Annotated in this window: 20 protein-coding genes; 12 read left to right on the top strand and 8 right to left on the bottom strand. The window is 45.9% G+C overall.

What is annotated here, in order from left to right:
- Nucleotides 1-75: 75 nt before the first annotated feature.
- A complete protein-coding gene (locus LZG74_RS14835; protein WP_233797329.1) occupies nt 76-804 on the bottom strand; it encodes a hypothetical protein in 729 nt (242 codons plus the stop codon).
- Between the two features lie 207 nt (nt 805-1,011).
- On the opposite strand from LZG74_RS14835, the gene metG reads away from it, so the two are divergent.
- Nucleotides 1,012-3,081, top strand: a complete 2,070-nt coding sequence (metG, locus tag LZG74_RS14840) for a methionine--tRNA ligase (RefSeq protein ID WP_233797330.1) — start codon at nt 1,012-1,014, stop codon at nt 3,079-3,081.
- A gap of 61 nt (nt 3,082-3,142) precedes the next feature.
- Here metG and LZG74_RS14845 read toward each other — a convergent pair whose 3' ends face one another.
- The 3 genes from LZG74_RS14845 to LZG74_RS14855 form a co-directional block, all read right to left on the bottom strand.
- A complete protein-coding gene (locus LZG74_RS14845) occupies nt 3,143-3,478 on the bottom strand; it encodes a hypothetical protein (RefSeq protein ID WP_233797331.1) in 336 nt (111 codons plus the stop codon).
- Nucleotides 3,479-3,746: 268 nt separating this feature from the next.
- Nucleotides 3,747-4,169: an Hsp20/alpha crystallin family protein gene (locus tag LZG74_RS14850; RefSeq protein WP_233797332.1), complete on the bottom strand. Its 423-nt coding sequence runs from the start codon at nt 4,167-4,169 to the stop codon at nt 3,747-3,749.
- 246 nt (nt 4,170-4,415) lie between these two features.
- Nucleotides 4,416-4,700, bottom strand: coding sequence for a SelT/SelW/SelH family protein (locus tag LZG74_RS14855; RefSeq protein ID WP_255699315.1), 285 nt, complete (start codon nt 4,698-4,700; stop codon nt 4,416-4,418).
- 402 nt (nt 4,701-5,102) lie between these two features.
- Between LZG74_RS14855 and LZG74_RS14860 the strand changes: the two genes are divergently transcribed.
- From LZG74_RS14860 to LZG74_RS14880, 5 genes are all read left to right on the top strand, one after another.
- On the top strand, nt 5,103-5,516 hold the full coding sequence (locus LZG74_RS14860; RefSeq protein ID WP_233797334.1) for a hypothetical protein: 414 nt from the start codon (nt 5,103-5,105) through the stop codon (nt 5,514-5,516).
- A 166-nt stretch (nt 5,517-5,682) separates the two neighbouring features.
- Complete coding sequence (locus tag LZG74_RS14865; RefSeq protein ID WP_233797335.1) at nt 5,683-6,237, top strand: hypothetical protein; 555 nt, start codon at nt 5,683-5,685, stop codon at nt 6,235-6,237.
- Entirely contained in the window at nt 6,224-7,087 is an 864-nt protein-coding gene (locus tag LZG74_RS14870; protein WP_233797336.1) for a sensor histidine kinase, read from the top strand. Before LZG74_RS14865 ends, LZG74_RS14870 begins: the two co-directional genes overlap by 14 nt.
- 5 nt (nt 7,088-7,092) lie before the next feature.
- Entirely contained in the window at nt 7,093-7,752 is a 660-nt protein-coding gene (locus LZG74_RS14875; protein WP_233797337.1) for a response regulator transcription factor, read from the top strand.
- A 118-nt stretch (nt 7,753-7,870) separates the two neighbouring features.
- Nucleotides 7,871-8,551 carry a type 1 glutamine amidotransferase domain-containing protein gene (locus LZG74_RS14880; RefSeq protein ID WP_233797338.1) on the top strand — a complete coding sequence of 227 codons (681 nt, stop codon included), beginning with the start codon at nt 7,871-7,873 and terminating at the stop codon, nt 8,549-8,551.
- 2 nt (nt 8,552-8,553) lie between these two features.
- On the opposite strand, the gene rfbC is transcribed toward LZG74_RS14880, so the two are convergent.
- Nucleotides 8,554-9,099 carry a dTDP-4-dehydrorhamnose 3,5-epimerase gene (gene rfbC / locus LZG74_RS14885; protein ID WP_233797339.1) on the bottom strand — a complete coding sequence of 182 codons (546 nt, stop codon included), beginning with the start codon at nt 9,097-9,099 and terminating at the stop codon, nt 8,554-8,556.
- 102 nt (nt 9,100-9,201) lie between these two features.
- Between rfbC and pyrF the strand changes: the two genes are divergently transcribed.
- From pyrF to LZG74_RS14910, 5 genes are all read left to right on the top strand, one after another.
- Nucleotides 9,202-10,029, top strand: coding sequence for an orotidine-5'-phosphate decarboxylase (gene pyrF / locus LZG74_RS14890; RefSeq protein WP_233797340.1), 828 nt, complete (start codon nt 9,202-9,204; stop codon nt 10,027-10,029).
- A 51-nt stretch (nt 10,030-10,080) separates the two neighbouring features.
- Nucleotides 10,081-11,310 (top strand): diaminopimelate decarboxylase, encoded by a 1,230-nt coding sequence (lysA, locus tag LZG74_RS14895; protein WP_233797341.1) that lies wholly within the window; start codon nt 10,081-10,083, stop codon nt 11,308-11,310.
- A gap of 117 nt (nt 11,311-11,427) precedes the next feature.
- On the top strand, nt 11,428-14,031 hold the full coding sequence (gene clpB / locus LZG74_RS14900; protein ID WP_233797342.1) for an ATP-dependent chaperone ClpB: 2,604 nt from the start codon (nt 11,428-11,430) through the stop codon (nt 14,029-14,031).
- 214 nt (nt 14,032-14,245) lie between these two features.
- Nucleotides 14,246-14,797 carry a type 1 glutamine amidotransferase domain-containing protein gene (locus LZG74_RS14905; protein ID WP_233797343.1) on the top strand — a complete coding sequence of 184 codons (552 nt, stop codon included), beginning with the start codon at nt 14,246-14,248 and terminating at the stop codon, nt 14,795-14,797.
- Nucleotides 14,798-14,806: 9 nt separating this feature from the next.
- Nucleotides 14,807-16,414: an ATP-binding cassette domain-containing protein gene (locus LZG74_RS14910; protein ID WP_233797344.1), complete on the top strand. Its 1,608-nt coding sequence runs from the start codon at nt 14,807-14,809 to the stop codon at nt 16,412-16,414.
- Here LZG74_RS14910 and LZG74_RS14915 read toward each other — a convergent pair whose 3' ends face one another.
- From LZG74_RS14915 to porQ, 3 genes are all read right to left on the bottom strand, one after another.
- The gene (locus LZG74_RS14915) at nt 16,415-18,202 is read right to left on the bottom strand and encodes a cytochrome-c peroxidase (protein ID WP_233797345.1); all 1,788 of its coding nucleotides are present in this window, start codon (nt 18,200-18,202) and stop codon (nt 16,415-16,417) included. It lies immediately after the preceding gene.
- A gap of 64 nt (nt 18,203-18,266) precedes the next feature.
- A complete protein-coding gene (locus LZG74_RS14920; protein WP_233797346.1) occupies nt 18,267-19,733 on the bottom strand; it encodes a PhoX family protein in 1,467 nt (488 codons plus the stop codon).
- A 107-nt stretch (nt 19,734-19,840) separates the two neighbouring features.
- Complete coding sequence (porQ, locus tag LZG74_RS14925) at nt 19,841-20,914, bottom strand: type IX secretion system protein PorQ (RefSeq protein ID WP_233797347.1); 1,074 nt, start codon at nt 20,912-20,914, stop codon at nt 19,841-19,843.
- 85 nt (nt 20,915-20,999) lie between these two features.
- On the opposite strand from porQ, the gene LZG74_RS14930 reads away from it, so the two are divergent.
- Entirely contained in the window at nt 21,000-22,559 is a 1,560-nt protein-coding gene (locus tag LZG74_RS14930; RefSeq protein ID WP_233797348.1) for an acyl-CoA carboxylase subunit beta, read from the top strand.
- The last annotated feature ends 3 nt before the right edge of the window (nt 22,560-22,562 follow it).

Here is a 22,562-nt window from a genome sequence, read left to right on the forward strand (position 1 = left end):
TTGCATAACAACAAAAAACCCTTTCCAAATCGCGCAGATTCGGAAAGGGCAAAACATATTTATATTATTGACTGTCTATAAACTTCTCACATTTTGCAAATATTTTTCAAGCGTTGATATCCTGGGAGAAAGGTCATCCATTTCGTTTAACTCGACTGCAAAGTCTGCTTTTAATCCTCCCTGAACGGTCTCGGGCCTATCTTTCATCTTTTGAATGAATCCAGGCATTGCCGCTTTGGCTTGCTTATGCAAATTTAAACTTTGCGCAATTTGCTTTTCAAATTCAGCAACGAGTGAACTATACTGATTGTCAGCAACATGGCTCTTAACTTTGCTGATTCCTTCAAAAATAAGTGCAAAGCGCCCACATTCCGAATCGATCAATTCTTTTGTTAAGAAGGAAATGAGCGCGTAATCATCTGACTTCATAACATCATAATCCATCAGAATTACCTTGGCATACTTGTTTCGAAAATGCCTGATCAGTAGTGAGTCCTCATCGTGGCTTTGCAAAAAACGCTTGTACGTCTGCACAACCCCATCTTTTTGAGCGCTTGTCAATCGTGCATGTTTGGTCGGTAACGAAATCGGAGCTATTTCATTCAGCCTTACTTTTACCGCACGTTCCGCATCAATCAACTCTTTTGTTATCGCTCCGTTCTTTGCAAGGAAATACGTTGGAAATAATTCATCGTCTTCGGTTACCGCCTTTTTAAAATTATAGCGTTTTTCCGCCCTTTTCAGATCACGTTCCTGATCGTCCGCGCATCCAAAAGCGACAAACAGAACAAAAGAAAGCATCATAAGCCTATTGTATGTGTATATTTTCACGTTGAAAAATTTATAAGTGATGTAAAATGCATTAACGCTCCAAGTTTATAAAATTTTATTTACACTTTACCAAAGTCCCGGTTCTGAAAGCGTTTTTGCTAATTTTACGTTTTTGGAATGCTGCGGAACTCAATAATGTTTTCAAAGCACCACCTCATTTATATTATTCGATTCATTAAAATGCCCATTTCCGATCCAAAACGATATACTGTTACCGCAGCACTGATTTATGCCAACGGCCCTATTCACATTGGCCACCTGGCCGGATGTTATATACCGGCAGATATATACGTTCGCTACCTGCGCTCCAAAGGGAAAGATGTTGCTTTTATCAGCGGAACCGATGAGCATGGCGTCCCGATCACGATCCGTGCAAAAAAAGAAGGCTTAACGCCACAGCAAGTCGTGGATAAATATTATGCACAGATCGACGCTTCATTTAAAGAACTGGGCATTTCGTTTGATATATACTCCCGGACCAGCAAGGCGGTCCATCATGAAACTTCACAGGAAATTTTCAAAGATCTGTACGATAAGAACGTCTTCGTTGAGGAAACAACCGAGCAATATTATGATGAAACGGCCGAGCAGTTCCTCGCAGACCGCTACATCGTCGGAACATGCCCCGTTTGTGCAAATCCTAATGCTTATGGAGACCAATGTGAGCGCTGCGGCTCTACATTAAGCCCGCTGGAACTGAAAGATCCGCGGTCGATGCTTTCCGGTGCAAAACCGATTTTGAAGGCAACCAAAAACTGGTATTTGCCTTTGGATAGCATGCAGTCTGACATTGAAAGCTACATCAACAGCCATAGCGAGTGGAAAACGAATGTTTTCGGACAATGCCAGTCTTGGTTAAAAGACGGCTTGAAACCACGCGCTATGACCCGCGACCTCGATTGGGGCATTAAAGTGCCGCTTCCCGATACAGACGGAAAAGTTTTATATGTGTGGTTTGAAGCGCCTATCGGCTACATTTCCGCAACAAAAGATTGGCTTATCCAGAAAAACGGAACTGACGAAGGCTGGAAACAATGGTGGCAACCAACCACACCGGGAGAGGAAACAAAGCTGGTGCATTTCATCGGTAAGGACAACATTGTGTTCCATTGCATCATTTTCCCGGCCATGCTGATGGCGGAAGGAAATTATATTCTGCCTGATAACGTGCCTGCAAATGAGTTTATGAACCTGGAAGGCGATAAAATTTCCACTTCAAGAAACTGGGCGGTATGGCTGCACGAATACCTGGAAGAGCTGCCCGACAAGCAGGATGTGCTGCGTTATGTGCTCACCGCTAACGCGCCTGAAACCAAAGACAGTGAATTCACCTGGAAGGACTTCCAGACCAGAAACAACAGTGAGCTCGTTGGCATTTATGGCAATTTTATCAACCGCGCCATTGTATTGACCCAAAAATTTTGTGACAGCAAAGTGCCTGCAAGAGGCGTTTTGCAGGAAATAGATGAAATTGCATTGAGAGATCTGGCCGAATTCCCGGCCCGCATTTCGGAATCACTGGAAACTTACCGGTTCCGGGAAGCGCTTACATTGATTATGGACCTGGCAAGATCAGGCAATAAATATCTGGCGGAAACGCAGCCATGGCATGCCATCAAAACGGATCCTGAGCGCGTTAATACAATTTTGAACATTGCTTTGCAGATCTCAGCGACATTATCCATCGTCTCGGAGCCGGTGCTTCCTTTCACAGCTGCTAAAATCCAGGAGCAATTAGGAATGACCAACACATCATGGGAATATGCCGGAAACCAGGATCTTTTAGCTCCCGGAAACCCTGTTTTGGAAGCGAAACTGTTATTCGAAAAAATTGAAGACCACGTCATTGAAAAACAAATTCAAAAACTGCACGACGCTAAAAGAATGAACGAGCTGGAAGGAAAAACGGTCACGGCGATAAAACCGGAAATACAGTATGATGATTTCGGAAAAATGGATATCCGGGTCGCGACCATTGTTGCTGCGGAGAATGTTCCTAAGAGCAAAAAGCTGCTCAAATTGCTCGTAGACATCGGCATTGAACAGCGAACTGTGCTTAGCGGGATTTCAGAACATTTTTCAGCCGAAGAAGTGATTGGCAAAAAAGTGCTGTATCTGGCAAACCTGGCGCCCAGGAAAATGATGGGACTGGAAAGTCACGGAATGATCCTGATGGCCGAGGACCGGGACGGAAGTCTGACTTTTGTGCAGCCTGGAAAAGAAGTGTGGAACGGCGGGACTGTCAACTGACCAGCCAAACCGGAAAGATAAAGGGCTCTTGGAAAAACCAGGAGCCCTTTTTTATGAACCTTTATTGAAATTCTCTTTTAACCTGATCGTACAATGAATAAACCTTATCCACCAGCACTTCACATTCACGGTCTGAAAACTGCTCGATGGTATTGCTTACTGCATTGGAAACAACTTTCCCCTCCTCGTTCACCTTCACCCCTCTTTGCTTGATTATACTCAGGATTTGCTCCCACTCTCCGATAAGGCTATCGGAAAAATACCGCGGTTCGATGATGTTGAAATATGCGGACTGGGATTTTAACTTTTGCTTAAGATGACCGGAAGTGTTTGAAACTCTAAGCTCTTCGACAAGTTTCGTGAGCTCAATATAAGCGAAGATGTTTGACTTTTTCATAACGTTGAGATTGGAGGAGTAATATATAAAATATGGTTGCTAAGATACAGAGATGAAACTCCTTTTTTTGCCAAAAAACAGAATGTTTACCCTATGTTAATATTAACTATTGGATGGATACAATTCCTCAAAGTTGTTTGCCATATGCTTCATTAACAAGACGAGACAGGAGTATAAAACCCGTTTTTCGGCCGCAATATACTCATGACACATAAAAAAACCCGACAGTTGTAACTATCGGGTGACATTATTTAATACAAATCAGCTGTTACCAGCGCTCTATATTTACTTTCCTGTGGTAGTCTCCCTGTTCGTCTCCGTAGGGAAGAAATAACACAAGATGGCGCAAAGTATCGTCATATTTTGCGGTTATATGCTCAACGTCAACCCCGTCGGGAATGACGAATGTATTGATGAAACGTATCGTTCTCCACTGCTCTTCATCGGACAGACTTTCCTGAGAAAATATGGGCAACAAGTGAAATAGTTTTAGATTATTAGTATTCTTTTTTCCTTTTACTACTTCCAATTGAAGATCTTCAACCTCGATGCCTGGAACCTTCACAACAACTTCAAAACCGTCCGATCCTCTATCAAGCTTTATAGCGGGCTCACTCATTCCACCATTGATCGTGTTGATGAAATCAATATTCATCAGCATTTCCTGGGGTATTTTCAGTTTGCTTTCCATAGCTATCGCGTTTAAGATTCACAAGTTTTATAGACTAACGAAAAACTACGTGCCAAAGATTATTTTTTGGTTAAAATTCAAAAATATAATCGCGCCGTATAAAAGCGTAAATGGCTTTTAAACCGTTTAAAACCTCATTTCCAGCTCGCATAACGAAATTATCCCAAAAAAACGGGGAATAGCTAAATGCCAAAGTTGCAGTAATGGCTCCCCATAGAGCGACAAATTGTCCTGTATTTTAATATTTTATAGCGTCTTACGATCAGAATGTCCCAGGTCACGATCCGGATCAATGCGGTCACGGACGAGTTGCTTGATTTCCTTAGGTTCCGGAAAGTGCCCTTCACGCTTCCTGTCCCAGACAATTTCCTCATTTAGGCTTATAATGTACCGCCCAGCAACTTCCGAAGGTGTCAGCTGAACCGCATGCAGGTCATCCGTGAATGTGGTGAGTAATTCCTGCGCCATCCACGCGGACCGCAGCAGCCAGCCGCATTTCGGGCAGTATTCAATGTTGATTGTGGGTTTCATGATGCTGTTACAAGCGATTTTGGCCTTCAAGATATCAAAAAAGCCGTGAAGGAGATCCCTCACGGCTTTCGAATGTTAACCTAACCCTTTGATCTTTTGAGAGAAACCTTCTGAAAATTTCTCCCATAACGCTCTACAAATGTCGCCTGGCATTTACAATCTTTTTAGCGTTATAATCCCTGATTTGTAAAATGCGTAACACGCATTTCGCGTCTTGGTAATACTCCCCAATGTAGCAAGTAGAATTACGTGTTTTTCCCAGAGGCGTATTTTAAAAGTTATTGACAGCCAAACCATTACCTTGAAACCGTTAACTCAATACAATCCGTTCTGCTTGGTGGTAATGCGGGTGGAGGTTACATTTACGTATATCAAGAAATTATAAAATTCTCTAAAACGTTTATGGATCCACGGAAATTTACGGGTAAAGAAGGACAGCTAATCTCAGCGGAACAAGCATTAAAAATTACTGAACCTTTCCAGAAAAGAGAACAGGAAATTACGCTTCGCGGCGAGAATTATGTAAAAGCGGAGTTTTTTGGAATACATAAATTCAACGAATTGATGAGCATTCACGGAGAAACTTGCGTAGGATTTCGCGTTTATTACGGCATTACGGAGGAGGAAGGACATGTGGTAGGTGAGAAATCAGCACTTAGCAGAGGCATGAAAAGACCAACTGCCAGACTAGTGCTCATACCCGTCGATGCCGACGGCAATGACCTTACCAAAACTGCCCGGCTGGGAGGAATGAAGGACATGCCCGCTCGGAAAGAAGCCATGACAGGCGGACCGCTTTGCCCGCACCAATGTTAGGCAGTGATAATTAACACACTATATGTTTGAAATTTTCATTTCGTATTGTTTCAGAAACCCGGTCTCATGCATAGCAGTATTTATCACACTAGTACCGCTAATATTAATAATTTTAAAAAAAGCATACATCGACCCCACCTTCCGATTACTGTTGGTTTACTTGACAGTGAAATTAATAATTGATATTATAATGGTTCGTTCGGCTGCTAATCACGAGAATAATATATTGTTTTTCAATTTAGCCATCCCCGTTAATTACGCTTTGCTGGGCGGAATGTTTTATTACAAATTCAATTCACGAACATTAAAAAAAGGGATTATAGGTTCAATGGTGGGCTTTTTAGCTTTCACAGTATGGGATATTCTTAATTCAAATCCAGTGATAAGTGACCTGCACAACCACAGGGCAGTATTATTTGCAAAAACAGTGGAAGGAGTTTTGATTATTACATTGATTTTGTTGTTTTTCTATGAACTGATAAAGTCTTTGCGCATTCCAAACCTGCTGACCTTTCCCTTTTTCTGGGTATGCTCAGGTTTACTGTTATACTATTCAAGTTTTATTTTTATTGCGCCAGTACTACATTATACGGCCACCTGGAATCATTCCGTTGACATGGGCTTAACTGAAACCATTCCAACTATTTTCGAAATAGTATGTGCGTTGTGCTTTGGCATTGGTATTTATCATTTTTCGGCGGGACATTATGCAAAACAGTGAAGAGTTGAAATGGGCGTTACTCATTGCCTCCCTGGCAATGCTGACCATGGCGTTCTGCATGATCTCTTTCGTGATGTATTATCAAAAAAGACGATTTGAGGAGGAAAAGAAGATCAGCGACATTGAAAAAAACTACAACCGACTTTTACTGGACACCGCGCTCAATTCAGAGGAAACCGAGCGCCGCCGCATTGCCCAGGACTTACACGACGACATTGGAACAATGCTGTCTCTCACCAAATTAAGCCTCAACCAGCTCAGTAAACTGGTGGCCAATAGCGGAAATGAGAAAGAGGACCAGATCATGAAAAAATCGCAGTCACTGGTTGAAGAAACCATTCTGCATGTGCGCCGGATTACGCGCGATCTGGTGCCTACAACATTGGAACGTTTTGGTTTAATGGAGGCAATAGAAGAATTTATTCATAAATTAGAAGAAGATAACAATCTCGCCATCACCTTCCAGGCCAACACCGACGACTTCCCGCGGCAGGGCCAGAAACTGGAACTTACGCTTTACCGTATTATGCAGGAACTGGTCAACAATGCGATCAAGCATGCCAGTTGTTCAAAAATAGATATTCGTCTGGAAATCAATGATCAGATGATTGGCCTGAAAGTGACAGATAACGGAGTCGGGTTTAACCCCGAGAAGATCAAAGAAAATAATCTGGCCGGGCTGGGCCTGTTGGGAATTGAAAGCCGGTTGGCCATTGTTAACGGAACAGTCCAATATGAAAAACCCGAAAAAGGCGGCGCGAGTGCATTTGCACAGATCCCCATGATGCCGGTTGCAGACAGCAAACCGGAACCTTTGCACCCATTCCGGCGCGAGCGCGTGAACATTTAATTGATATGAAAACCTTAAAACTCGGAATTGCCGACGACCATGAACTGTTCAGAAAGGGGTTTATCTCCATGCTGAGCGGCATTCCCGATTTCGAATTTGTTCTTGAAGCGGCCAATGGCCAGGAATTACTCGACCGCTTGCCTGCCAACACGCCTGATATCGTTTTTATGGATCTGCAAATGCCTGTTATGGATGGCATTCAAGCTACTGAGGCCGCTTTTGAAAGATTTCCCAACATTAAGGTCATCGTGGTGTCCATGTATAATGAGGACCGTTTCGTTATTCACATGCTGGAAAAAGGTGTACAAGGCTATTTATTAAAGGATACTAGTCCGGATGAAGTGGAAAAAGCCATTCGCCGCGTAGATGAAGAAGGTTTTTACTACAACGACTTCGTCTCCAAAGCCATGCACAGGAAAATGGTTACCAGACAGGTCAATAAACATCCGTTCTTTCCCAACGCCTGCAATGTTGCGCTTTCGTCAAGAGAAAAAGAAGTGCTGCAATTGATATGCGACGGCTTTTCAACTTCCGAAATTGGCGATAAGCTTTTCATCAGTGTGCGCACTGTGGAAGGTCACCGGCTGCGGGTCCTGGAAAAGACCGGCACGAAAAGCACGGCAGCAGCGGTGGCTTTTGCATACAAAAACCAATTATTGAACTAGAAATATTTCATATCGCTATTTAAGGAATGACACGCACCCAAATGCGTGTCATTCTCGTTTTCAGCTGGGAAACTCCTGTGATTTATTTATCTTTCAGCCAGTAACTCTGTAAGCGCTTATGAAAGTCCTCATTGTTTGCACGAATCATGAAACATTCCCTACCAAAACCGGCAAAACCGGCTTATGGCTCAGTGAACTGACTTATTTCTATGATGTGATGTCCAAACGCAGGGTTCTTATGGACATTGTTAGCCCGCTGGGAGGGAAAATTCCGATTGACGAACGCAGCCTGGAATTGAAAGATGAATGCAATGCAAAATATTGGGAAGATGCCACGTTCCGGGCCAAACTAGACAATTCACTTTCCCCTGCACAGGTCCGTTCTGCCGATTATCGCCTGGTGTATTTTGCGGGCGGTCACGGAGCCATGTGGGATCTGGCTGAAAATACAGACTTGCAGAACATCGTTAGGGACATTTACGAACGCAACGGAATGGTGTCCGCAGTCTGCCACGGCGTTTGCGGCCTTCTGAACGTGAAACTATCCGACGGCTCCTGGCTGATACAGGACAAATATGTAACAGGCTTCTCCAACGTGGAAGAAGCCTTGATGAGTTTTGTGAGCGAAGTGCCGTTTTATCTGGAAGACAAGCTGAAAGAGCGCGGCGCACATTACACCAAATCAATGATCCCTTTTATGGAATTCATTGAAATGGATGAACGACTGATCACCGGCCAGAATCCAAATTCGGCTAAGAAAGTGGCTTCCAAAGCACTTGAAGAGCTTTTTGAAAAATAATATTAGATTTTCAGATCTCCGAACAGCGAGCGGAAAGTAGGCAAAATTGCATCCTTATCAGAGACATTTGCGTCTTCAACCCCCCAGTTGATCGCCAGGTCCTCATCATTCCACAGAATGCCCGATTCGGATTCCTTATTGTAGATGTTTGTGCATTTGTAGGAGAAAATCGAATCTTCCAGTGCAACAAAGCCATGCGCAAAACCTTCCGGAACGTAAGCAATGTTGTTTTTTTCACTGCTTAACTCAAAAATTTCATGCTTGCCAAAAGTGGGAGATTCCGGGCGAATATCCACCGCAACGTCCAAAACCTTCCCAGAAATGACGCGAACCAGCTTTCCCTGAGAAAAAGGTGCTTTTTGGAAGTGAAGCCCTCTTACCACGCCTTTTTTCGAAAATGACTGATTATCCTGAACAAAGTTGGTAGGCAAACCTAATTGCTTAAATATCTGCTCATTATAAGATTCAAAAAACATTCCACGATCATCATGAAAAACACGTGGGGTAAGTTCGACTAATCCGGCAATGGAAGTTTCGCGAATCTGCATACAATATTATTCTGTTGGTTGGTAATGGTAAGTCTTAATCTTGGGACAAATTTATGAATCTATTGATAGAGGTTGTAATTTCGGCGCATTATTTCCAAAATCATGACCTACGAAGCGCTGTTTGAACAAATTTCCCAGAAAAAATCCTATCTCTGCATAGGGCTCGACACGGATATCAGGAAAATCCCTGCACATCTGCGTCAAGCGGCTGACCCTGTTTTTGAGTTTAACAAACAGATCATCGATGCCACTGCGGATTTTTGTGTTTCCTATAAGCCTAACATTGCATTCTACGAAGCATCCGGCTCAAAAGGCTGGGAAAGTTTGCAGAAAACAATAGAATATATTCCAAAAAGCCACTTTACCATCGCGGATGCCAAGCGTGGGGACATTGGAAATACATCCGGGCTTTACGCCAGAACGTTTTTCGATCCTTCGGCTTCGGGCCTTGAATTTGACGCGGTAACGGTCGCGCCTTACATGGGAAGTGACTCGGTGATCCCGTTTCTGGAATTTGAAAACAAATGGGTGATTCTGCTCGCATTGACGTCCAATCCGGGCAGCGGGGACTTTCAGCGTTTGGAGGCCAACGGCGCGCCTTTATATGAACAAGTCCTCAAAGCTTCACAAACCTGGGCTGGCGCAGATCGCATAATGTATGTTGTTGGCGCGACGCAAGCTGCTGAATTTGAGAAAATCAGAACGATCATTCCAGATCATTTCCTGCTTGTCCCGGGTGTGGGCGCGCAGGGAGGAAATCTTGAAGAACTATCCAGATTTGGCATGAACGCACATTGCGGCTTGCTTGTGAACGCCTCCCGCAGCATTATTTACGCTGGTAATGATGTCGATTTTGCTCACAAAGCAAAACAGGAAGCGCAGCTTTTGCAGCAGGAAATGGCCATTTATCTTGACAAATACTGCAAATAAACCACCCGAATTTTACCTTTAATCTCTCCAAACAATCCACCGCAATTGCTGATGCAACTTTCCGATTCCAACGCATATACCATACAAGGCATTGATCCTGAACATTTAATTGAAAAATTCGGCAGTCCGCTTTACGTGTACGACGGCGCAACGATCCGCCGCAAAACACAGGAGCTGCAACACGCATTTGCAGGCATTAATATGAAAATCAAATATGCCTGTAAAGCGAACACGAATTTGTCGATCCTTCGACTGATGCGCGAAATCGGCGTGGAATTGGATGTGGTGTCTCCGGGAGAGCTGGAAATGGGCATTATGGCGGGTTATACTGCGAATCAGATCACGTTTACCCCGAGCGGAGTTCCTTTCGAAGAAGTGCGTGCGGCTGTTGATGCAGGCGCGATCGTGAATGTGGACAGCATTCCGTTGCTGGAATGGTTTGGACAAACTTACGGAAACACCAGGCCGTGCCTGATCCGGATTAAACCCAATGTGGCCGCTGGCGGGAATATCAAGATCATGACCGCCCACGCCGATTCGAAATTTGGGATCTCCGTTTTGCTTCTGGATCAAATTCTTGAAGTTGTAAAGAAATACGACATTAAAATCATTGGCCTGCACCAGCATACCGGTTCAGACATTAAAGATGCAGAGCCGTTCCTGAAAGTGGCGGATATACTTTTTGAAACAGCCAAACATTTCCCTGACCTTGAAATCATAGACCTGGGCGGTGGCTTTAAGGTTTCCTACTTACCAGGTGACGAGATTACGGATATGGATTTGCTGGGAAGAAAAATTTCCGAGCGGTTCATAAAGTTCTGCAGTGAATACGGCCGTGAATTGCAGCTTTGGTTTGAACCAGGCAAATTTCTGGTGAGTGAATCCGGTTATCTGCTGGTGAATGCGACAGTTGTGAAAGAGGATCCGGCAAGAAACTTCGTCCATGTAAATTCAGGATTAAATCACTTGATCCGCCCGATGATGTATGGCTCTTACCATCACATTTTGAATGTTTCCAATCCTTCCGGCGAGCCAAAAACCTATAATGTGGTAGGTTACATTTGCGAAACGGATACATTCGCCACCGATCGAACATTGCCGGAAGTGAAAGCCGGAGATCTCCTAGCGTTTCTCAATGCAGGCGCTTACGGGTTAACAATGAGCTCAAATTATAATGCACGTGTCCGCCCCGCAGAAGTGCTGGTCGATCAAGCCGAAGCGCGCTTGGTGAGAAGGCGCGAGACGATGGAAGACCTGCTAAAAACGCAGATGGATTTGTAATTCAGTAGACATTTTGTCCTGATATCCCCTATTTTCATTTTTTTAATGCCAAAATTTCAGGCTTTCTGATCGGGCATATGATTTTTCATGGAGTATTGTAAACAAAGCAATATCTCCATGAACTTCAACCAATATACCATAAAGGCGCAGGAGATTATACAACACGCTGCGCAGATGGCCCAGGGCAACCAGCAACAGGCCATCGAAACGGGTCACGTCCTGAAATCAATTCTGGAAGAAGACCCTAACACTTCGCTATTCTTACTTAACAAGCTCAACATCAGTCCGGATATCCTGAATAATCGGCTGGAAAAGATTTTGGAAGGTTACCCGCGCGTAAGCGGCGGCCAGCCTTATCTGGGCAATGATATGGCGGCTGCAAGTGGCAAAGCGCAAAATTATCTGAAAGAATTTAACGACGAATTTATAAGCATTGAACTGCTCATCCTCGGCATCCTGGCTGGAAAAGACTCCACTGCGACGCTCATGAAGGAGGTCGGTTTTAAGGAAAAAGAACTTATTGACGCAATCAAAGAACTTAGAGGTAAAAATAATCCTGTGAAAGATCAAAATGCAGAAGCTAAGTATCGCTCACTGGAACGATACAGCAAAAATTTAAATGAATTGGCCAAAGCCGGTAAAATTGACCCGGTCATCGGCAGGGACGAGGAAATTCGTCGGGTTTTGCAGATTTTGAGCCGCAGAACAAAAAACAATCCGATTTTATTGGGTGAACCTGGGGTTGGTAAGACAGCAATCGTCGAAGGACTTGCGCAAAGGATCGTGCAAGGCGACGTGCCCGAAAACCTGAAATCAAAGATCATTGTATCCCTCGATATGGGACTTTTGATCGCGGGGGCGAAATATAAAGGTGAATTTGAAGAAAGGCTGAAAGCGGTTATCAAGGAAGTGACCGACTCGGAAGGCGAAATCGTTCTTTTCATTGACGAGATCCACACATTGATCGGAGCTGGCGGCGGCGGAGAAAGCGCTATGGACGCGGCTAACCTGCTAAAACCAGCCCTTGCCCGCGGCGAATTGCATGCAATCGGTGCAACCACATTGAAGGAATATCAAAAATATATGGAGAAAGACAAGGCGCTGGAACGTCGTTTCCAGGCTGTAATGGTCGATGAACCCAATATTCCTGATGCGATCAGCATTTTGCGTGGTATCAAAGAAAAGTATGAGCTGCACCACGGAGTAAGGATCCAGGATGACGCTGTGATTGCAGCCGTAGAGCTTTCCAATCGCTATATCAGCGATCGCTTCCTGCCCGACAAGGCCATTGACTTGATGGACGAAGCAGCTTCCAAACTCCGCCTCGAAATGGACAGTGTTCCCGAGGAGCTCGACGAACTGAACCGCCGCATTATGCAGCTTGAAATCGAGCGCGAAGCGATCCGTCGTGAACATAATAAGGACAAAGAAACAGTGCTTAATAAGGAGATTGCCGACCTGAGTGAGGAACGCAATACATTGAAAGCACAGTGGGAGAATGAAAAAGGCAAGGTTAATGAGGTCCGTACATTAAAAGAGCAAAGCGAACAGCTGCGCCTCGAAGCCGAACAAGCCGAACGCGCGGGAGATTTTGGAAAAGTTGCGGAGATCCGTTACGGCCGCATTCCCGAAGTGCAAAACAAACTGACCGAATTACAGCAATCCGAGCATGCTGAGAGTTTAATGCAGGAAGAAATTACGCCGGAGGACATTGCGGAAGTGGTTGCAAAGTGGACCGGCATTCCAGTGAGCAAAATGCTCCAAAGCGACCGCGAGAAATTGCTGCAACTCGAAAGTCATCTCCATAACCGTGTTGCGGGGCAGGAAGAAGCGATTGAAGTGGTTGCGGATGCGGTAAGACGGAGCCGGGCCGGTTTACAGGATGCAAAACGCCCGATCGGAAGCTTCCTCTTCCTCGGCCCGACTGGTGTGGGTAAAACTGAATTGGCTAAAACACTCGCAGAATATCTGTTCAATGACGAAAATGCAGTTGTCCGGATCGATATGAGTGAATATCAGGAGCGCCATTCGGTAAGCAGGCTGGTGGGTGCGCCTCCGGGATATGTGGGTTATGACGAAGGCGGACAATTGACCGAAGCTGTTCGTCGCAAACCTTACAGCGTGATCCTGCTGGATGAGATTGAAAAAGGCCATCCGGATGTCTGGAACATTCTTTTGCAGGTTTTGGATGAAGGCCGCTTAACTGATAACAAAGGCCGTGTTGCCAATTTCAAGAACACGATCATTATCATGACTTCGAACATTGGCAGCCACATTATCCAGGAGAAATTCGCCGAAGACGAAGGCTGGAACCACACACTGGTTGTGGAAGAAGCCAAACAAGCCGTTCTGGATCTGCTGAAAGCTTCGGTAAGGCCAGAGTTCCTGAACCGGATCGACGAGATCGTTCTTTTTGAACCGCTTACTTTGAAAAACATTCGTAAGATCGTTGATATCCAGTTTAAAGGCATTCAAAAGATGTTGCAAGACCAGGGAATCACGCTTGATGCAACGGACGAAGCGCTTACAAAACTGGGTGAGGATGGATTTGACCCTGCATTCGGAGCACGTCCTTTGAAACGGGTAATGCAGCGCCGGATCCTGAATGAGCTCTCCAAAGGCATATTAAGCGGACAGGTTGCTAAGGATTCTGTGATCATGATGGAGCTTAATTCCAAAGGCGATCTGATCTTCGAGAACGTCGGCAATGTAGAGATCTAAAATCTTGGAAAATTAATATTCAAACGAGCGGCAGCAATGCTGCTCGTTTTGTTTTTTCACTGGGATCACACTTTTCTCGGTTTGCACCACACCTGTTGAACGGGAACAACATTTCGTTGTGCAATTCGACACGTAATCGAAACTTCGCTTTTGGCATAATTTTTGTGCAATTTAATAATCAAATAATCTAACCCTTAAATCCCTGATAAATCCCGTGGAACAGTCATTAAATTCTATCAAAGTTGCTATTCTGGTGGCGGATGGATTTGAGCAGGTAGAAATGACCTGCCCCAGAAAAGTCCTAAATCAAAAAGGAGCAACCACTCATCTTATTTCCCCTAATAAAAACAATGTCAGGGGATGGAGTCATCTTGACTGGGGTGAAAAACACGATGTGGATGTGCCGCTTACGCTGGCGCGTGCCGATTATTATGACGCATTGTTATTGCCAGGCGGTGTTTTGGGAATGAATGCGCTTCGAATGAACAGCCGGGCTGTTGAATTTGTGAAGTCTTTCTTTGCATCGGGCAAGCCAGTTGCTGCCATTGGACATGGGCCGCAAATCCTGATCGATGCCGATGTAGTTTTAGGACGCATTATTACTTCCTACGGCTCCATCCGGCAAGACCTGGAAAATGCAGGCGCAAGATGGGTGGACCAAGATGTTGTAACCGACAACGGACTGATTACCAGCCGCACATCAGACGACATGTCTGCTTTTGCAGGTGCATTGACTAAACAGCTTAATCTTGAAGTTTTTCAATAATTAATCCTCATGTTGCAAATCGGGCATAAAACGATGCTCGATTCGCAACGAAGTTGCCTGTATCATTCACGTTTCGCGCCGAACTCCTATCTTTGCCCGCTCATTGATTTTGGCGTTTACATGGCACTTGTTTCTCTTTTGGGCGTTTCTGCCCGCAAATTCAATACTACTGTTTTATCGGATATCGACTGGAATGTAGAACCGGGAACGCATTGGGCGGTTATCGGCCCGAATGGCTCCGGAAAGACGATTCTGCTGGACGTTCTTGCGGGTAAGTGGCCTGTTGCGAAAGGGAAAATCAGCTATAATTTGCAAACTCAACTGCGGCAGGCGATTGAGCTTGTTTCTAATGATTATTCGTTCAACCGCATTGTAAGTGCCGGGGCGGAATACTATCAGCAGCGCTTTCACGCTTACGAAAGCGAGCGCGCGCCATCGGTAAGGGCCATTTTGACAGACCAGTTGAAACCCGTCGGAACGGTGAATGAAAACTCGGTGCAGCTGGCGCCAGCCACGGTCAGTGATGAAGAACTCAACAATGTTGCTTCGCTCCTATCTATCACGCATTTGCTTGATCACCCGTTTGTTACACTATCAAATGGAGAAACAAGGCGGATGCTTTTGGCTAAATCACTTTTAAAAAAGCCTGAGATACTAATCCTCGACAATGCATTCAGCGGCCTTGATGTGCATTCGAGGGAAGTGCTGCGCAATGCGCTGACGGAACTGGCGCAATCCGGCGTGACGATTATTATGGCAACCACTGCCACAGAGATTCCGCTTTGCATTACGCACGTGATGGAACTAAACGAGGGCCAAATTACAGTCCAACGCGAGATAAGAGATTATAAAACAGCTTCCGCAACGCACATTCACAACCCAAAGCCCGACCCGGAAAAGCTGGCTCATTTCGGTCTGCCACAGCACATTGACTTCAACTATGCTATTGATATGCGCGACATTCACGTTCGCTATCACGATCAGCTTATTCTCGATCATGTAAACTGGAAAATTGCAAAAGGTGAAAAATGGGCGCTTTCCGGTCCTAATGGCTCGGGAAAATCGACATTGCTCAGCATTATCACCGCCGATAACCCGCAGCGGTTCGCCAATGATTATGATTTGTTTGATCAAAAAAGAGGAGGCATTGGCGCATCGATCTGGGACATTAAGCAGAAAATCGGGCACGTTTCCCCAGAGCTGCACCTTTATTTCCCGAGAGAAACGAGTGTTTTCAAAACCATAGCTTCCGGCTTCTTCGATGCGACAGGCGTATTTTTCAAAAAATTAACCGAACAGCAAATCGAACGCGTGCATGAAGTGGCGGCGCTTTTGCATGTGGATCATTTGATTGAGAAAAAGTTTTCAGAACTTTCCAAAGGACAGCAGCGTATGGTTCTGCTGGCACGGGCTTTGGTCAAAAATCCGCCTTTACTGATCCTGGACGAACCTTGCCAAGGTTTGGACGCGGATGCGATCGAATATTTCAAAGCCGTGGTCGATGCGATTTGCGACACGCCGGAGCGAACATTGATTTACGTTTCGCATTATCCCAACGAAATCCCGAGCTGCGTTACCAAAACATTACGGCTCGAAAAAGGGAAAGTTTTGGAATGATCATTCCACATCGTCGGTAAGGGCCTCCATGAAAGAGATAACGCTGGCAATCTCGGGCTGCGTCAGGTTCAATTTATCGGCCGCCAGTGTCTGGTTGGGAACATCCAGCCCCAGTCCTGCCCCGCCGCCTTCGTTGTAAAACTCCATCACTTCCTGCAATGTTGTAAAAGCGCCGTTATGCATGTAGGGAGCCGTTTTGGCGATATTTCTCACGGTGCTGGTTTTAAATGCATTTTTCCACTGCGGAAACTGGTCGTGCACGCCCCTGCCCGGATCATTGTCCAGCTTCGCATTTTTCCATTTCGCATCCGTGGTCACACCCAAAACTTCGGATTCCGTGCGCTGGAAATCGGGTGGAACTGTTCCGTTGAATAATGGCACAAAGTGACAGGTCCCGCATTTGGCTTTGCCCATAAAAACATTGAAACCCGCCACCTGATCATCCGTAAGCGCCTTTTTATCACCCCGCATGTATTTATCAAAAGGCGAATTGAACGGATTTAATGAACGCACAAAAGCTGCCAGTGCATTCTGGATATGAACCGGTTTGATCACTTCCAGATCCGGGTAAGCTTTTTTGAAATCACGTTTATAATGTTCGTCAGTCGCCACCAATTTAGCCACATCTTCCATCGAACCGTGCATTTCGAGCTTATTATGGATCACATCCGCCGCCTGGTCTTCCAGCGACGGCGCACGCAGATCGTAAAATAATGCCTGCTGTAATGATGCATACATAATGCTCGGCGCATTGCGGCTAACAAACTTATTATCAAAGCCCTTGCTCGTTTTCAGCCCATCGGCATAAGCCTTTCCCGGCTGATGGCAGGAGCCGCAGTTTGTTTTGCCGTCGCCCGAAATCCGGCTATCGTAAAACAATGTTTTTCCCAATGCAACCCGGTCCGCCGTTGCGCTGAACCTGGCGTCGGACAGCAATGCCTCGGGATTGAATGCATTCTTATCGAAAATTGTAGCCGCCCTACCGCTCAAAAGCTTGCGGTCGTTCATGAACGGGATGCCAGCCGATTCCTGGTTCTGGTGCAAGGCATTGCAAAGCGGATTAATGTGGTCAGTAATGAATGCAGCGCGATCGAAGGCGTTGAAATTTGCACCCTTTTTCAAGAAAGCAATAGCCTCCTCAGCCTGCTTATCCAGCGCCGAAAACTGGGGCAAAGTACTTTTGTAAGGTTGTGTATATTGTTGAAATGATTTTAAAACAACTTCGCTCTCCGCCAGCGCATTGCCCGAAGCCGGCGTGTCGAATCCGGATATTCCCAGACTGATCAGCCGGAACATTTCCAGCCTTAATGCATCCAGAACATGCGAATCTGTGATCACAATGTCTTTCCAAAGCATTTTAATCCGCTTCACATTGACCTGCATCTTGCGCGAATGTCGCACCAGTTCTTCCTGATCCACAGGTTCATCCATATAAATCAACTCTTCAATCACCTGCAAGCCACCCGGCTCGAAAACTGCATTCTCCTCATCCTCAATCTCATCCAGCGGCGCACCATTGATCATTCTGACTGTGGTCGGAAAGAAATATTCGGCAAAAGCCTCTGTTTTTTTGTATTGAAGACGGATTTTGAGAAAGTCGTTTTGCAATGCTTTTTGCCCCGGTTTTGCCTTCACTTTTTCCAGAAACGCATCATTCATTGAAATCAGCGAGTCCAGGTCGGTGACAAAATGTTGATATACAATTTCATGCGGCTTCTGTTCCGGCTTGCATAACTGGAATGTGAAAACGGCGATGCCTGCACAAATGGCCAGGACAAATTTTTTCATGGTGAATGTAAAATAAGATAGAAGGCCCTCCGAAAAAGGCCTTCTATACGCTTGCTGAGAAGTGTTATTGCTGAATTCCGCGAACGATCACAGTTTGTCCGCCTTCTTTATTTGTAGAAATACCGCTGCCGTCAGCACCTTTGTATTTCTCGTCCTGCCACGTGTGCGGGTGCAGGTTGATCATGAATGTCTCAGGAATGCCCACAACATCCGAAATGTCGATCATAGCACCGTATTCCCAAGTGCTCAATGAATTGTTGCCTACGGAGTTATATTTCGTGTTAAATGCTGCGTCCTCTCTGCGGTGGTGCATTTGGAGCATGGCCTTGCTCTCTTTTGTAGCCAGGTTATACTGCCAGATCGTGCCGTCGTGGTCATTGTTTTTGTAGAATGAATCACCGTCTTCCTGCACGTAAACGAAGTTTTTCGTCACGCAAATGTTGTCAGGGTTCACGATGAAGCTGCCTGGCTTATCTTCGCCATCCATAATGATCTGCAACTTGCCTTTCAATGGGTTGGTTTCATCAAATTTCAGGTTGTAAACGCGTCCCCACATGTTTTTACCAGCCACAGGCGTTACCTTATCCGACTGGCTTACACCCGTTGCCGTGAAATAAATGTCACGACCCACGCCGTTTCCGCCTTTGCGGTAATCAATGTCTTCCACACGTGCAAACTGGATCATTTTCTTATCCACCGTCTGCGCTTGCAGCTCCGTTCCTGTGCTTGTTTTTACATTGTCAAAAGGAACAAATTCAACGTCGTAAGTCTGTCCTTTAACCATATCCGTTTCCACACTTTCCTGGTTTGTGCGGCGTAATGCATATAATTTACCATTGTTCAGGTCGCCTACCACGTCCGACACGTAAGCAACAAGCTGACCATTTGTATCGTCTTCACCGATAATTATTACCGTTTTGCCGGGAAATGCATCCTTAGGAAGCGGAACTGCGTTTTCAGCATTCCATTTACCAAAAGCACTTACGGTTCTTGTCTTGTTCTTTTTATCTGCCGGTGCAAAAGGATCAATCGCGTGCGTCATCGACTCCGAGTTGCTCTCGCCCGCTGTCAGGAATAATGGGCCGAAACCGTGTTCCTGCGGCGTTGCCATCGTTGCCGAGCACAATCTCCACTGTCCGCCTTCCGCGTCCACAATGTATTCTCCTTTAACGGGTTTCAATTCTTTATCCAAAAAAACGCGGGACACCGAGAAAAGGATCTCGTGGTTGTTGATCATCACAAAACCTTCGCCATTCGGGTTTTTCATGAAAGCGCCGCCGTCTGGCTGGGCACCGTAAATGAAATCAGGAGAATCCTGCAATTTGTCGTCGGAGCTGATCAATGTCGTGATTTTCAGATCTTCAAAACCTGGTAACGCACGCACCAATGAAGGGTTTACCGAGCGGTTGATCAGTTTAGAAGAATCGACCGGTGGATCATTGTGATCCTTAATGCAGCCGGAAAAGGTCATTGCGCCACAAACCAGCGCGGTAACGGCATTTTTTGGAATAGAATTAAAATTCATCGCCATGGTGAGATAGTTTTTTAACAAAACTAGCCGAACCACAGCTCTCCGGTTTTACCTGAATATTAAGCTATTATGAACAAAATTTAACATTAAGAAAACGAGTAAGGCGCTTAGGGACGCACTTTGACGGTTTCTTTTACAAAGCCATTTTTCAAATTCATCACAATCGACAAAGAGCTGCTGCTAAACCCCGGAACATACTGCGCACGCCCGTAACCAACCTCAAACCGCTTGATCCGCAGCCATGCGCCAAATGAAAAACCGGCCAATGCACCCCTGTTGGCAAGCCGCAATTCCTGCCTCCGCAAATGGTCGTAACCGAGCATAATCCTGAAATTAGGATGCAGCAATGCTTCGGCTCCGAGCGAAAGATGCCGGCCCAGTTTCTCTGCTATGCCCACTTTTCTCGCGATTTTGTTGCCATTATCGTCGTAAGTGAAGAAGAGGTTCGGATCATTATAGACCATATCGAAGCGGTTCAAATGATGCGCCGTCAGCGAAACGCGGATGGGCATATATTCCGGTTTGAATGTTAATCCAAGCCGCACGTCCAATGGCAATGCAGGATCATTTAAACTGGAAAAGTTCTGTTTCACAATTCCCAGATTTTTGACTACAAACCCAACCGTCAGATCCTGCTCGGGATGCTTGAAAACGCCGCCCCAGTCCAGCGCCACGCCAAACACATTATAAGACTGCACCGAAGCGCCTACAAATTTCAATGTTCCACCCACCGTAAAAGCACCCAATGTATGCCCATAACCCGCAGAAACGCCATAATCCGCCGCCCGGAACTCTCCTATTACATTGCCAATGTCATCCGTTTCGACCATTGTGCCATAGTTCAGATATTGCAGCCCAACCGCCCAAACGCCCGCAGACTTGCCCACGCGCCGCGCATAAGCGGCATTCACAAACCGCGTATCGGCCAGGTAAGGCATCAGGTTGACGGACACATTATTGGCTTTGGACGAGTCCAGTAAAGCAGGATTTTGGATAAAAAGGGCAGGATCGTTGCCCGAAATGGTGATGTGATTGGCGCCTAATGCCGTGCTTTGGGCCTGTGCTGGCAGTTGCAGGAAATCGAGCTTATTTCTTCCGCCGGTCGGTTGCGCTTGTGCTGTTTTTTGGAAACCAAAAAAAATTCCCGCCAAAAACAAAGCGCACATTCCGATCTGCCTCATAAGTCGCATTAATTTCCCGAATCAGTAAAATGACAGTATATTTAGATTCTCACAAGAACAAATGTAACCATATCGTCCGTATTACATGGGATCAGCATCTTCCGCCGCTTCAAAAAAAGAATTGTTAGATCAGAAAAATGCCGAGGCCGACCTGGGCGGCGGTGCGCAACGGATTGAAGCACAACACGCCAAAGGCAAACTCACCGCCCGCGAGCGGATTATGGTGCTGATCGACAAAGGGACATTTGAAGAAATCGGAAAGTTTGTGATGCACCGCAGCAAGGATTTCGGGCTGGATAAGGAACATTATCTGGGTGATGGCGTGGTGACGGGTTATGGAAAGGTGAATGGCCGGCTGGTTTACGTTTTTGCACAGGATTTCACCGTTTTCGGCGGCTCGCTTTCCGAAACACATGCTGAGAAAATTTGCAAGATTATGGACCTCGCCATGAAAAACGGCGCTCCGCTGATCGGTTTGAATGATTCGGGCGGCGCCCGGATTCAGGAAGGCGTGCTTTCGCTGGCCGGTTATGCGGATATTTTTTATAAAAACACATTGGCATCCGGGGTTATTCCGCAGATTTCAGCCGTGATGGGCCCGTGCGCGGGTGGCGCGGTGTATTCTCCGGCGATCACGGATTTTATATTAATGGTTGAAAATACGAGCTACATGTTCGTTACCGGGCCTAATGTCGTGAAAACCGTTACGCACGAGACCGTTACGGCCGAGGAACTGGGCGGCGCAATGACGCATGCGACCAAATCGGGCATCACGCATTTTGTCTCGCCCAATGAAGTTGAATGTTTGCTGAACATTAAAAAACTGCTCAGCTATATGCCTCAGAATTGCGAGGAAAATGCGCCGGGCATTCCATATGAGGCTCAAAATGAATCACGCCCGGTTTTAAACAACATTATTCCCGACAATGCCAACCAGCCATACGACATGCGCGAGGTGATCACGGAAATTGCCGATGCGGAGAGTTTTTTCGAAGTCCATCAGAATTTTGCAGAGAACATTGTCGTTGGTTTTGCGCGGATTGCAGGTCGTAGCATTGGCATTGTGGCCAATCAGCCCGCCGTACTGGCGGGTGTGCTTGACATTCATTCGAGCCAGAAAGCTGCGCGTTTTGTTCGGTTTTGTGATTGTTTCAACATTCCTTTATTGGTTCTGGAAGATGTCCCGGGCTTTTTGCCGGGCACCGATCAGGAGTGGAATGCCATCATTACCAACGGTGCCAAACTGCTTTATGCCTTCTCGGAAGCGACTGTTCCGCGGATTACCGTCATTACGCGCAAGGCTTACGGCGGCGCTTATGATGTGATGAATTCCAAACACATCGGCGCGGACCTGAACTTTGCATGGCCTACGGCGGAAATTGCAGTGATGGGCGCCAGTGGCGCCGCAGAAATTATTTTCAAACGCGAAATCGCCCAGGCCGAAGATCCTGCTGAAAAGCTCAGAGAGAAGATCGAAGATTATACAGAGAAATTTACAAACCCATATCGTGCCGCGTTCAGGGGTTACATTGATGAGGTCATTTATCCCGATCAAACACGCGAAAAGCTCATCCGGGCTTTTGAAATGCTGGAAAACAAAGTGGCTGTTCTGCCCAGAAAAAAGCATGGAAACATTCCGCTTTAAGAT

The sequence above is a fragment of the Dyadobacter sp. CY327 genome (assembly GCF_021390415.1).
GTDB classification, from domain to species: Bacteria; Bacteroidota; Bacteroidia; order Cytophagales; family Spirosomataceae; genus Dyadobacter; species Dyadobacter chenhuakuii.